This window comes from Chryseobacterium sp. CH21, from assembly GCF_004119445.1.
GTDB lineage: Bacteria > Bacteroidota > Bacteroidia > Flavobacteriales > Weeksellaceae > Chryseobacterium.
Genome location: NZ_QICI01000051.1, coordinates 58,847 through 70,952 on the forward strand (window position 1 = coordinate 58,847; position 12,106 = coordinate 70,952).

Below are 12,106 nucleotides of genomic sequence, written 5' to 3' on the forward strand. Positions count from 1 at the left end.
CTACAGCAGATAATTGATAAATGCAGAAGCAGATTTCCAGTCGCGGTTGAGATCTTTAACCACGTTATATCCCGTTATCTCTAAAACGATACATGCTGAGATCGCACTGGCAGACAACATTTCTTTCAACTGATGCGGAGGAAGGGTTAGAATATAATCATCCGGAATGATAAGCGGCTTGGTACCGGATGAAGGTGTTTCATTCACCACAATACTTAAGATTTCCTGAAAGTAATGGGCAATCAGCTTGGAAGCCTGAAACTCCAGTTCCCTTTTTAATGCAACCACTTCATCCTGAGTCACCAGTTCTGAAATGGCACTTACATCCACATCATGTACAGAATATTGCGCTTCACCTGTATTTGATGGCGTGATGGTAATATCAGTTTTGAGCGTCCATTTTGATTTTTCAAGATTAATAGTGAGAAGCTTTGAATCATAATCCGGAACAGCAATTTCGTTCAGGGTGGTAAGCGGTAAGATTCTTACATTGCAGTAAAAGACCTTTGGATCATCCAGTTTGACCATGATCACGGCAATTCCTGTCGATTTATCTTTAGGTTCTACCACAAAAGACTGAAAATGATTGTACCTTTTGCCTCCTCTGTTGAGGCAGTTCACCAGTCTTATTGAAGGCTGAATATTAATATCAGAAGTCTGAAGATTAAATACAAAACGCTCCGAATTGTGTTCCGTCTTTTTAGGTTCTGCACTTTTGGTGTCCAGATAATTGATTTCACTGTTTTTGATCAGATACAGTCTTTCATTTAAATCATTTAAACTTTCCAGGTTTAAAATTTTGGCGGGTTTGGTTACTGAGGAATAATTCATCTCTTATTTATTTTAATTTTTTCAATGAGTTGGGCGATTATTGTTTTTTTCTTTGGGCTTTCTTCAGAATCATCTGAATGAATTACTGCTTCTTTAATCTCTGGTTTTACGAGTGGCTGTGCCAGTTTAACTGACTTTAATACTAATTTTCCCCCATGATCAGCCGTGATAAAGCTTTTTCTCATGCCTTCGTTTTCTGATGAGACTTTTTCCGGAACCGGATCTACTCGTTTTTTTTTCAGGATCTTCAGTCTCAGGAATTACTTCCGTATAAGATGGGGGAGAAGGAGGTGCTTCTGAGACAGGAAGCGTGTTGACATTATAAATAGTATTGGAAATTTTAGCCTTTACTTCAGCATATTCACTTACCATTTTGAATAAGTCTTTCATCATTTCATTTCCTTTTCCTGCATCCTGACCCTGAAGATTCTCTGACATCTGAACAGAGGTTTCTTTACTTCCCGGAGCTGGCCCGAAAGTCGTTCCATAGGTCAGTAAATTATTGGCTAACCTGCTTAATGCAATAAGACCTACCTGCTCGAATCCTTTTAAAAAAGACTGTAAATCCTGAACCATCATTCCTGTAGACTGTTCTATCATTACTTTCGTTACTCCGGTCATTGGAGAAGCCTTAGGGGGAGCCAATACCTCACTGTTCACAAATACTACAGCTTTCTCCGCCGGAGTGGTAGCATTGGCCGCCTGGGATTGTTGGCTTTCACTGTTGTGTTCACTCATGATGGTAAGATTTTAGGTTATCCTTTTAAAATTTTAATGGCATCTGCAACAATCGCAGGGTTGAGCTGGTTCAAGTTCTGCTGGTTTGTCACAGAATTCTGAATGGAAATACCACTGGCATGGGTGGCCATCTGGTAAAGCATACTCATAGCCTGTGCGGGAGACTCACCAAGTACGGTAACGTTGGTTTGCGTTACTGCATCTGTAGTCTGGGTGTTTACTGTATCTGCCATATTCTTGTTTTAATGGGTTACTATTGTTTTTATTTTCAAACATCTTTTTTCAAAGACTTTTCTTTCAACTCAACCTTTATATTATTTTTTGATTAAGTCTTTACTGGGAGATTGTTGATCTCTTTTGTCTGATACAAATTTCATCAAACAAAATATATTTTGATTAAGGGAAAAAACTGAATTTTAAAAAATAAGGGAATTCTCTCATGAGTGAAATTTTGAAAGAATGAATCGTATTTTAAAAATAATAACCCCAAAAACAATTCTATAAGTTTAATTTGATAAACACTCAAACACTCAAACACTCAAACACTCAAACACTCAAACGCTCGAACGCTCGAAACCCGAATACATCATCCGTAAATACGGGTAAACCCTGAGTTTCCGAAAATGGGTGCATCCCCTCTATATCAGCCATCGCTTTACCTTGAAATTTGTCTGATCATCTATTCTAACATTTAAAATCATAATATGAATAATCAGAACAACACAAATTCGGAAGTGGTAATTCCCTTTATAATAGTGCAGCCGGGATACGCCACAGGAGATATGTTTGCTATTGCGGCAACCTTGATCAACAATCAACAATACCATGTATTAATATCTACAACGATGGATGAACATGAAAATGTGAGAGATCCGTATGACAAGAGTAAATCAATTAGAGAGTTCTACAGAAGCTCAGGAATAGAAGAATACAGGATACATACTCATAATGTGAATGAAGTGAGAGCTCCCGGATTGGCAAGTCAGCTGAAAATGGAAGCATTCAATATCATAAGAGAGCAATATAAAAATGATTTATCAAAAAGAGCATTTGAAAATAAATACTACAAGCCTGTAGGAGAGGGAACTCAGTATATCGCCAAAAATTTTTCTGAGGAAATGAGGAACCAATTAAAAGTTGCTTGGGAAATCAACGGAAGTCAGGATGATGCAATCAAAATATGGTTGGAAACACAGGGAATACCTACAAGCGGAAATAATTTACTGATTTTATGGTCCCGTTTCAGCGGAAAAGGCGGAGATATTCATATAGAACATGATACCAGTTATTGGGGAATTAAGCAGATTGTACACAGAGTGGCGGATATGTATGATGCCGTTATCATTACCGGAGATAAAGGATATGTGAAAGAAAGAGCAAAGAAATATGATGAAACAGCCAATGAGATTAATGTACACTATCAATCCAGAAAGGTATTCAATATTACAGAATTCTGGAAAGGAAACTCTCCTGCACTGGATGCCTGGGGAGGAAACACCCGTTTGGGGCAGTTCAAGCTTTATGATTATTTTCAGAGACACTTTCAGAATGTAAAACATCTTGGCTTCAGAAGTGGTAATCTGGAAGTAATGGCTATGCTGGGATATCAGGTTCGGTATATGGAAGAAGAAGGAAGTGAAAGTGGAGGCAGAATGACCACATGGTTCGATAACGGAAATGGTGAAACAGCACTAGGAGGGAGAGCAACCGGATATGAACGGCTTGTATTAACAGAACCTCCTACAAGATCCGGTAAATTTATTCAGTATCGGATCCAGGAAATCAACAGAGAAACTAAGGAAAGAAAAGCCCCCTTAGAACAAAGAATTAAAGATTTGGAAAATAGCGGTCAAGCTGCGGATAGCCCAGATATCAATGATCTGAAGAAAGAGATAAAAATAATAGATAATGAGGGTGAAGCCAGAAAAAAAATATTTGCAGGTCCCGAAATGGCTCCCTTTCGTAAAGATCAAATTCCACCAACCCCGATACTTAAAAAAGACAAAGAAAGGTTTTCAGAAGGTTTCAGCGAACTTGATATGAAGATTATTCTCCGTTATTTACAACCCTCAGACTGGGTAGAAAGAGAAACAGGATATCAACGTATTATCGGGCAACGAAATAAAAGCTATGAAAGATTATTAGAGAGCTCGGAAATAGGCTAGAAATTCAATAGAACAGCATTCTGCAACTGTACAGAATGCTGTTCTATTGATATTCCTATTAAAAACTGTAAATTAGCCAAGATAATTAATGGGAAGGCATACGATGTCCAAATTAAAAGCCATAAGAGAACAAAAAAATCTGACTCAGGAAGAACTATCAGAGAAATCAAAAATTTCTGTGAGAACCATCCAACGTATAGAGTCCGGAACAGAACCTAAGGGACATACGTTAAGAACACTGGCGCAGGCTTTGGAAATCGAAGAATTTGAATTAACACAGACCCCGTTGCCGATCATTAATGAGCCAGATGAAGTTGAAACAAAAGTAGAAGAAGAGCCAATTTCCATTCCGGTCAATTATTCTTACATTAAAATCATTAACCTTTCATCATTATTATTTATCCTTTTACCTCCATTGAATATTCTCGTTCCATTGTTGCTGATGTTTACCATGAAACAGAAAAATGATCTCGTAAGACAAATAATCTCGGTTCAGATGATCTGGACAGTAATGGCTCCTATTATCTTCATCATCGGGATCTTTTTAAAGCTCGGAAGACCGTTTACACTGATCCTTATGGCCCTGATTGTTCTCTCCAATGTGTTTATTATTATCCGGAATGCTGCCGAAATAGACAGGAATAAGAAATTGTATTTCTATCTGAAATTCAGCATGATATAAAGTATGTCAGGACTTTGTCGGGTTTTTGTCGGGTTCATTTTTAATCAAAAAACGATTGAAAAGATAATCTTTGTCAAAAAAATAACAATGGCAAAGTTGATTCAGATTATTCTTCCTCTCTGTACTTTATTCTTTAGCATAGCACAGGCACAAATAAAAGATACAGATCCTCTTTACAAAACAGTGATGTCCAAAGACAGTCTGTTTTTTTCCAAAGGTTACAATACCTGCAACATCAGTCAGATGGAAAGTATGCTAAGCGATACTTTTGAATTTATCATGATAAAGGCGGCTATGAAGACAGAAAGCAATTTATAAATGATTTTAAAACCGGATTGTGCAAATCTCCGGAAACCTATCAGCTGAAGAGAGTTCTGGTGGGGAAAAGCACGGAAATTTATCCCATGTATAAAGATGGAAAGATCTATGCTGCTATTCAGAATGGAGATCACCTGTTTTATGAAAAAGCAGTAAATCAGGCTGAAAAATTAGTCGGGGAAGCAAAGTTCACTCACCTTTGGATGTTAGAAGACGCTGAGTGGAAGCTTAAAAATTCATTAAGTTTTAATCATCATCCAAAGCAGACTACTGATAGTGAAACTATGTTTGATAATGATCAGTCGATGGAAAGCTGGCTGAAAGAAAATAAAATTCCTGCTCTGGGATTAGGAATTATTGAAGGAGGAAAGCTGAAGCAGATAAAAGTTTTTGGTGAAATAAAAAAAGGAACTTCAGCACCTCCTGATGCCTTATTTAATGTGGCATCTCTCACTAAACCAATTACAGCAATGGTAGCCTTACGTCTGATAAGCTTAGGAAAATGGAAACTGGATGAACCATTAGATGCTTACTGGACAGATCCTGATATCATCAACGATCCAAGACATCAGAAACTGACAACAAGGATTATTCTGAGCCATCAGACCGGTTTTCCCAACTGGAGATGGATGAGTACTGACAAAAAACTGAACTTTCAATTTGATCCCGGTACAAAATATCAATATTCCGGAGAAGGATTTGAATACCTTCGGAAAGCGCTCGAAAAGAAGTTTGGAAAATCGTTGGATCAACTCGCTAAAGAATTGATTTTTAAACCTCTCAAGATGAGGGATACAAACTATATTTGGGATCAAACTACTGATGAGGCAAGATTTGTAACAGGATATAACGAAAAAGGAGAGGCTTACCCTGTAGAAAAAATCAAAACGGCTAATGCTGCCGATGATCTGCATACCACGGTAGAAGAGTATGGAAATTTTATGGTCAATGTGATGAAAGGAAAAAATCTGAAGCCTGAAATTTTTAAAGAAATGATCAAAAAGCAGATAAAGGTTAAAGAAAATAAATATTTCGGGTTAGGCTTTGAATTTTATGATCTTGGAAATGGTGAATATGCATTATCTCATGGTGGAGCAGATCAGGGAACAAGATGTATTACGATCGTACTGCCTAATTCAGGAAAGGGAATTGTAATCTTTACCAATGTGGATGACGGATATAAAGTTTATGAAAAGCTCGTACTTCATTATCTGGGTGAAGAAGGAAAAAAGATTGTAGAGATAGAAACCAGATAACTGCTTATGCAATGAAAATCTTTGTATATTCGGGTTATTGATCTGGAAATAAATACAATAGATGTGTTTGTTTCCAGGATACCCTATTATGAACCGAAATAAAAAGAAAGCTATGTGGCAATATTATCTCATCCTTGGAGCAGGAGTCATTCTGTTTGCAGCAGCATTGCTGAGCCTCAGAAATACCCTCACATTCTTAAAAACTGCAGAAAAGGCAACGGCAACCGTTACTTCATTGAGGGAATACAAGGACTCAGACGGAACCGTATTTAGTCCTCTCTTTACCTTCCAGACCCGGAATAATATTGAATATACTTATGAACTGCCGGAAGGTACCAATCCTTCAGCCTGGTCAGTAGGAGAGACAGAAACTGTGATTTATAATCCTGATGATCCGTCTTCCGTAAGTCTGTATACCTATTTCAGAATCTTTGTTTGGCCTTTGATACTGACTTCAATAGCACTGCCATTATTGGTAGTAGGAGGAGGTTATTTTATTGCCAACCAGTTTTTAAAATAACCTGCCCCTCTGTATTTTTATTTTACTTTTTCAAGGAGATATAATTTAGCTCCCGAAAATGCCAGTTTAGGTATCAGGTTTCCTTCCAGAACCATCGTCTTATTATTCACATCAATCACAGAAATATAATTGTTGGAATTGTATTCTATATAATTTTCCTTTTCTTTTGTTGATGGATTTTTCCCGAACTCCATAGAATATTTTACCCAGTCTTCATCCTGTGTACTGCAGTGTACAGGCTTGAATTTGGACTTTTTCGCCTTGAAAACGATCTGATCAAAACCTTCCGTACATTCTGAAGTAAAAGAACCATCCGGATTCTGATCTTTAGAAAAATCTTCAAAAGAACCACGGTATACTCCCACTACTTTCCAGGTGCCATCCACACGGTCTTCATCTATCTTTCCTTTTGCTTTGCTTACCGCCCAGCTGATTCCGTTTACCGTTCCTTTTACTGCTTTATAGCTTAAGCTTACAGCTCCCGATACTACTTTGGTAGCCGTTCTTACCACACATGAATTGAGAACAAGGAGAGCCGAGGCCAGAAATAGCATTTTCTTCATTTTGTCAAATTTTTTAAGGTACGAAGATACTATTTTTGAAAAAACTGATTGGTTTCACAGAACTATTTATCAAAATAATGGGTAAGATCAGAGATACTTTTGATATGAAGTTCTTCAGCCTGCTTTTTCCGCATCATCAGGGCATAGGCATTGTTAAACCCCAACGGTTTCAGCCATTGAATGCCATAGTGTTTTTTAAACTCTGAATTCACATACTGATAGGTTGTAGCAGGACTTTTGGAAACATTTCTTATGGTCTCTTCAGTAGGCTTTAAAAGTACCAGAAGTCCGGTTCCCGTATATTCAGGATAAAAATCGATGGCATCATTTGTTAAGGCATCAAAACATATTTTTGTTCCTCCTAACCCTGTTTTCGTTTCCACTTTATAATCTGTATATCCCTCAATAAGCATCGTATACATTTCTGCAAGAATATATTGTTCACCAAAGATTTTTGAACCAATTCTGACAGTTCCTGAATTTCCTTTTCTGGAACTTTTATACAGATTATTTCTGATGAGAAAATCCTTTGCAATCTTTTCAGGAGTCTGATGAAGATGATCAGCTCTGTAATTCAAGTCTGTCATAATAGAATCTGTGAACTTTCCGGCCAATAGGTTTAAGGTTTTCTCCAGTTCCGGAAATTTTTTCAACGTTTTGGTCTTGATAATGGGAGCTGCATAATAAGGTGGAAATATTTTTTTATCATCATCCAGTACATACAAATCATACGCTTTTATTCTGCCGTCTGTAGAATATCCGCTGATCAGATCCAGCTCCTTCTCATAAGCAGCCTTATACATAATCGCATCACTTACCACAAGAGGATTTACATTAAGTCCATATACCGAACGAAGGCCGATATCCCCATCCTGTCGTCCCATAAATTCCGGTGTGAAACCAGCTTTAATCTTTTGGTGTGACACAAAAGTCAGAAGATATCCAATGCCCAGAATAATAAGAATAACGGGAAGAATATATTTTAGTTTTTGAAAGAATTGATAACCCGATTTCTGGATGATGGCAATAACCTGATCAAGAAAAACAGCCAATAATGCTGCCGGAATAGCTCCAGTCAGAATCATATTCGTATTGTTAAGCGAAATTCCTCCGAAGATAAACTCTCCCAAACCACCCGCTGCCACAAAAGAGGCCAGCGTAGCCACTCCTACATTAATAACCGCAGCGGTTCTGATACCGGCAATGATCACCGGCATGGCCAAAGGAAGTTTCACCTTAAAAAGAAGCTGGCTTCTGTTCATTCCCATGGCTTTGGCTGCCTCAATGACTGCCGGATCTACCCCAGTAATTCCGGTATAGGTATTTCGGATAATAGGAAGAAGAGCGTAGATCAATAAAGCTGCAATGGCTGGCTTCGGGCCAATGCCGAAAACAGGAATCATAAATCCCAGCAATGCAATACTCGGAATGGTCTGTAAAATACCTGCGATGCCCAGCACCGGACTGGAAAGCTTCTTTTTTCTGGAAATCAGTATTCCTAAAGGTACTCCAACAATAATTGCCAGAAGCAGAGACAAAAAGGTAAGCCCAAGATGCTGAATGATCTGGGTGGTCAGTTTTTCGTGCTGTTCAGCAATAAATTGCCAGAGACTCTGTTGCTGCGTCATACCATCTGTGATTTTCTATAATGGTTAAATGCTCTCACCACTTCCTCATAAACTTCAGCATTTTGATGGTCAGAACTCAATTGTTGTAAAATATCCCACACACTTGTATTGTCTTTGCCGTCTGGGGTGGAGTAGGAGTTTTCCGAAGTGAGAAAAGGACTGATATGATGGAGAGCTGTTACTTTATATTCCAATAAAAGTCGGTTTTCAGCAAAAAAATCACGGACAAAATCGGTTGCAGGATGGTAAAGTATTTCTTTTGGGGTACCATTCTGTACAATTTTTCCCTGATCCATCAGACAAATCCGATGGCCCAGTTCAAAAGCTTCCTGTACATCGTGGGTAACCAATATGATGGTTTTACTTTTAAGCTCTTCCAGCGATTTAAATTCCGAATGAATATCAGCCTTGGTAATCGTATCAAGCGCTCCGAAAGGTTCATCCATTAGCAAAACGGGATTATCTGCAATCAATGCCCTTGCAATACCCACACGCTGCTGCTGTCCGCCGCTTAACTCGTGGGGAAATCGGGAAAGAACTTCTTCAGAAAGGTGAAGTTTAGCCAAAAGCTCATGCGTTTTTCTTTCAGTTTTCTTTTTGTCCCATTTCAATAGTTCAGGAACTACCGCAATATTCTGCTGAATTGTATAGTGGGGAAATAATCCGGAATGCTGCATGACAAAGCCAATTCCCATCCTCAGTTCCTCGGGTTTCCCATCACGGATGTTTTTACCATCTATGAAGATATTTCCGGAGTCTGCTTCTATGAGACGGTTGATCATCTTAAGCGTAGTGGTTTTCCCACACCCGCTGGTTCCTAAAAGAACAAGGATTTCCTGATCAAGTGCCTGAAAAGAAATTTGATCTACCGCTTTTTTTCCGTTAAAACTCTTTGAGATTGATTCTACTGCGATCATCGGTAAAAAATTACTGAGCAAGTCTGATTCCTGTGAACTGCCATTTTAAACTGGGCTGAAAAAAATTACGGTAGGTATTTCTGCTGTGTCCCGGAGGAGTAGCTTCCGAAGCACCTCTTAAAACCATCTGATTGATCATAAACTTTCCGTTGTATTCCCCTACAGCGCCTGCTTCTTTCTTAAAATGAGGATAAGGCAGATAAGCAGAATTCGTCCATTCCCAGCGTGTTCCCCAGTCAAAATAATCTGAAGCCGTTTCCCATTCTTCTTCAGTGGGCAGACGCATTCCTTTCCAGGAGGCAAAAGCAGAGGCTTCATAGAAATTGATGTGGCACAATGGAGCATTCGGGTCTATTTCCTGTAATCCTTTGAGTGTGTAATGCATCCATTGGTCTTCAATATAATGCCAGTACAATGGAGATTTTGCGGAATTCTGTTTCACCCAGTCCCATCCTTCAGCATGCCAGTGTCTGAAATCTTCATAGCCGCCTGCTTTCATAAATTCCAAATATTCATTATTTGTGACAAGCTGACTGGCAATCTCAAAGTCAGGGAGATATACTTTATGCCTTCCTAATTCATTATCAAAGCAAAATCCTTCTCCTTTAAATCCAATTTCATAGACCCCTTCAGAAAACCTAAGCATTTCTGGATTTCCGGAATTGTTTTGGATTGACTTTTCTTTTGTATAAGCCGGGAAAAGCGGATTATGTCCTAAAATATATTTAATGTCAGTGATTAATAATTCCTGGTGCTGCTGTTCATGATTAAGCCCCAGTTCCAAAAGAGGTTCAAGATCTTCGGTCAGGAATGAGCTTTGAAGAAATGCTTCCATATGCTCATCTACATATTTTCGATATTGATATACATCCGAAACAGAAGGGCGGCTGAGATTTCCACGGTCTGTCCGGATGACCCGTGCCCCGATCGTCTCATAGTAACTGTTGAAAACAAAATTATACTGAGGATCAAAAACCTTATAATCCGGAAAATGTGGAGAAAGAATGAAAGCCTCAAAAAACCAGGTTGTATGACCAAGATGCCATTTCGGAGGACTTACATCTACAATGGGCTGTACCACATAATCTTCTATTTCCAGCGGAGCACAGATTTCTTCAGAACGTCTGCGGATGTCCTTATACTTTTTAGTCATATTTTTTGTGGTGATCTCTGGTGTCATGTCTTTTAGTTTTTAAGGATTGATGTTCAATGAAAGAAGCATGATTGTATTTTTTCACTTTTGCAGATATGCTGTATAGCCTCTTTTTATTTTACCTGCCAAATTGAATCTACAAACCATTTTTTAGAATCTTTGATCTCTCCTGTGATGGTAAAACCTGATTTTTCACCCAATTCTCTGATCCTTTCAGGAGAGAATTTCTGTGAAATTTCCATGTCGATAAGTTCATTTTCTTCAAAATAAATCTTGGTATTGCCAATGGTCACATCCTGAATGATAAGGCTTATCAGAAAGCTTCTGCATGCTCCCGTAACAGGATCATAAGTCTGGTAATGTTGAAATTGTTTCACATCAAAATTACCACCCAGTTCATTGTTGATACGGGTCAGAAGATTAAGATTAAAAGAAGCGGTAATTCCTTCTTTATCATTATATGCATCCAGAATAATGTGCGGATTTTTCTTAAGGTCAAATCCTACCAATACACGATCGTTCTGTGATAGATTGCTATTCAGATGCAGACAGAAATCTTCAGCTTCTTCCGGCGTCATATTCCCGATATTGCTTCCTAAAAATAAAACCACTTTTCTCCGGTCTGATAATGAAGCTGCCTTTTGAAGCATTTCAAAATAATCCCCTTCCAGACAGGTAATTTTCATTTCCGGAAACTGGGTATTTAGTTTTTTGTGGAGGATGGAAAGGATATTTCCTGAGATATCAATCGGCATATAAGTAAAGTTAATCCCTTTCCTGATCAGCTGTTCCAGTAAATAGGTTGATTTCATGGCGTCTCCCGCACCTAATTCAATCAGGTCAAAAGATTCGTCTCCGGGAATAAGCAGATCAATCAATTCATCTGTTTTATTTTTGAAAATATCCAGTTCACAACGGGTCAGATAATAAGTAGGCATGGCCATGATTTTCTGAAAAAGATGATCGCCGATCTTATCGTAGAAATATTTTGAAGATAATTTTTTAGGTGTATTCTTTAGTCCGTTCAAAACATCTGAACGGAAATGGTCAACAGCATTCTTTTCACTCTTAGAGTGGGGGTCTAACTGTACATTCATAAAACTTAATTTGTGTGGTTTTGTAGATTATTGCAATGATCCTGCCTTTTACAGCATGAAAATTCTTTGCTTTTATCTAATTAAATATAAGCAATTTTACTTTTAATAGAATGATTATCATCTTGTTTTTTACCAGATGTGGTATTTTTTATCCATCATAAATGCTCTCTTTTAATAGTAAATGCTAACGAAGAAATGCTGTCTGCTTTAACGCCGGAAAATCAGGATTCCCCCTTCA

Annotated in this window: 14 protein-coding genes; 5 read left to right on the forward strand and 9 right to left on the reverse strand. The window is 38.2% G+C overall.

From position 1 onward, the window contains the following. The 4 genes from BOQ62_RS11265 to BOQ62_RS11280 are packed head-to-tail and all read right to left on the reverse strand — an operon-like array spanning position 1 to position 1,802. Positions 1 to 831, reverse strand: coding sequence for a hypothetical protein (locus BOQ62_RS11265; RefSeq protein ID WP_129039526.1), 831 nt, complete (start codon positions 829 to 831; stop codon positions 1 to 3). Further along, the gene (locus BOQ62_RS11270; protein WP_129039528.1) at positions 828 to 1,016 is read right to left on the reverse strand and encodes a hypothetical protein; all 189 of its coding nucleotides are present in this window, start codon (positions 1,014 to 1,016) and stop codon (positions 828 to 830) included. Before BOQ62_RS11270 ends, BOQ62_RS11265 begins: the two co-directional genes overlap by 4 nt. Further along, positions 991 to 1,569, reverse strand: a complete 579-nt coding sequence (locus BOQ62_RS11275; protein ID WP_129039530.1) for a hypothetical protein — start codon at positions 1,567 to 1,569, stop codon at positions 991 to 993. Before BOQ62_RS11275 ends, BOQ62_RS11270 begins: the two co-directional genes overlap by 26 nt. 17 nt (positions 1,570 to 1,586) lie before the next feature. After that, entirely contained in the window at positions 1,587 to 1,802 is a 216-nt protein-coding gene (locus BOQ62_RS11280) for a RebB family R body protein (protein WP_047433885.1), read from the reverse strand. Positions 1,803 to 2,273: 471 nt separating this feature from the next. Between BOQ62_RS11280 and BOQ62_RS11285 the strand changes: the two genes are divergently transcribed. The 5 genes from BOQ62_RS11285 (at position 2,274) to BOQ62_RS11300 (ending at position 6,510) form a co-directional block, all read left to right on the forward strand. Then, entirely contained in the window at positions 2,274 to 3,734 is a 1,461-nt protein-coding gene (locus BOQ62_RS11285) for a hypothetical protein (RefSeq protein WP_129039532.1), read from the forward strand. A 103-nt stretch (positions 3,735 to 3,837) separates the two neighbouring features. Beyond that, positions 3,838 to 4,416: a helix-turn-helix domain-containing protein gene (locus tag BOQ62_RS11290; protein ID WP_129039534.1), complete on the forward strand. Its 579-nt coding sequence runs from the start codon at positions 3,838 to 3,840 to the stop codon at positions 4,414 to 4,416. 87 nt (positions 4,417 to 4,503) lie between these two features. Next, positions 4,504 to 4,734 carry a hypothetical protein gene (locus BOQ62_RS23185; protein ID WP_228413969.1) on the forward strand — a complete coding sequence of 77 codons (231 nt, stop codon included), beginning with the start codon at positions 4,504 to 4,506 and terminating at the stop codon, positions 4,732 to 4,734. A 17-nt stretch (positions 4,735 to 4,751) separates the two neighbouring features. Next, positions 4,752 to 5,990 (forward strand): serine hydrolase domain-containing protein, encoded by a 1,239-nt coding sequence (locus BOQ62_RS11295; protein ID WP_228413971.1) that lies wholly within the window; start codon positions 4,752 to 4,754, stop codon positions 5,988 to 5,990. A gap of 88 nt (positions 5,991 to 6,078) precedes the next feature. Further along, the gene (locus BOQ62_RS11300) at positions 6,079 to 6,510 is read left to right on the forward strand and encodes a DUF3592 domain-containing protein (protein WP_129039536.1); all 432 of its coding nucleotides are present in this window, start codon (positions 6,079 to 6,081) and stop codon (positions 6,508 to 6,510) included. Positions 6,511 to 6,527: 17 nt separating this feature from the next. On the opposite strand, the gene BOQ62_RS11305 is transcribed toward BOQ62_RS11300, so the two are convergent. The 5 genes from BOQ62_RS11305 to BOQ62_RS11325 form a co-directional block, all read right to left on the reverse strand. Then, positions 6,528 to 7,073, reverse strand: coding sequence for a hypothetical protein (locus BOQ62_RS11305; RefSeq protein ID WP_129039538.1), 546 nt, complete (start codon positions 7,071 to 7,073; stop codon positions 6,528 to 6,530). A gap of 62 nt (positions 7,074 to 7,135) precedes the next feature. Then, positions 7,136 to 8,701: an ABC transporter permease/substrate-binding protein gene (locus BOQ62_RS11310; RefSeq protein WP_129039540.1), complete on the reverse strand. Its 1,566-nt coding sequence runs from the start codon at positions 8,699 to 8,701 to the stop codon at positions 7,136 to 7,138. After that, complete coding sequence (locus BOQ62_RS11315; protein ID WP_129039541.1) at positions 8,698 to 9,618, reverse strand: ABC transporter ATP-binding protein; 921 nt, start codon at positions 9,616 to 9,618, stop codon at positions 8,698 to 8,700. Before BOQ62_RS11315 ends, BOQ62_RS11310 begins: the two co-directional genes overlap by 4 nt. A 10-nt stretch (positions 9,619 to 9,628) precedes the next feature. Then, on the reverse strand, positions 9,629 to 10,798 hold the full coding sequence (gene egtB, locus BOQ62_RS11320; protein ID WP_129039543.1) for an ergothioneine biosynthesis protein EgtB: 1,170 nt from the start codon (positions 10,796 to 10,798) through the stop codon (positions 9,629 to 9,631). A gap of 86 nt (positions 10,799 to 10,884) precedes the next feature. Then, on the reverse strand, positions 10,885 to 11,868 hold the full coding sequence (locus BOQ62_RS11325; protein WP_129039545.1) for an L-histidine N(alpha)-methyltransferase: 984 nt from the start codon (positions 11,866 to 11,868) through the stop codon (positions 10,885 to 10,887). Positions 11,869 to 12,106: the final 238 nt, after the last annotated feature.

What these genes read in the sequence shown, in the direction of transcription:
- BOQ62_RS11265 (WP_129039526.1), bottom strand. Translation starts at nt 831, where the DNA reads ATGAATTATTCCTCAGTAACCAAACCCGCCAAAATTTTAAACCTGGAA.
- BOQ62_RS11270 (WP_129039528.1), bottom strand. Translation starts at nt 1,016, where the DNA reads ATGAGAAAAAGCTTTATCACGGCTGATCATGGGGGAAAATTAGTATTA.
- BOQ62_RS11275 (WP_129039530.1), bottom strand. Translation starts at nt 1,569, where the DNA reads ATGAGTGAACACAACAGTGAAAGCCAACAATCCCAGGCGGCCAATGCT.
- BOQ62_RS11280 (WP_047433885.1), bottom strand. Translation starts at nt 1,802, where the DNA reads ATGGCAGATACAGTAAACACCCAGACTACAGATGCAGTAACGCAAACC.
- BOQ62_RS11285 (WP_129039532.1), top strand. Translation starts at nt 2,274, where the DNA reads ATGAATAATCAGAACAACACAAATTCGGAAGTGGTAATTCCCTTTATA.
- BOQ62_RS11290 (WP_129039534.1), top strand. Translation starts at nt 3,838, where the DNA reads ATGTCCAAATTAAAAGCCATAAGAGAACAAAAAAATCTGACTCAGGAA.
- BOQ62_RS23185 (WP_228413969.1), top strand. Translation starts at nt 4,504, where the DNA reads ATGGCAAAGTTGATTCAGATTATTCTTCCTCTCTGTACTTTATTCTTT.
- BOQ62_RS11300 (WP_129039536.1), top strand. Translation starts at nt 6,079, where the DNA reads ATGAACCGAAATAAAAAGAAAGCTATGTGGCAATATTATCTCATCCTT.
- BOQ62_RS11305 (WP_129039538.1), bottom strand. Translation starts at nt 7,073, where the DNA reads ATGAAGAAAATGCTATTTCTGGCCTCGGCTCTCCTTGTTCTCAATTCA.
- BOQ62_RS11310 (WP_129039540.1), bottom strand. Translation starts at nt 8,701, where the DNA reads ATGACGCAGCAACAGAGTCTCTGGCAATTTATTGCTGAACAGCACGAA.
- BOQ62_RS11315 (WP_129039541.1), bottom strand. Translation starts at nt 9,618, where the DNA reads ATGATCGCAGTAGAATCAATCTCAAAGAGTTTTAACGGAAAAAAAGCG.
- egtB (WP_129039543.1), bottom strand. Translation starts at nt 10,798, where the DNA reads ATGACACCAGAGATCACCACAAAAAATATGACTAAAAAGTATAAGGAC.
- BOQ62_RS11325 (WP_129039545.1), bottom strand. Translation starts at nt 11,868, where the DNA reads ATGAATGTACAGTTAGACCCCCACTCTAAGAGTGAAAAGAATGCTGTT.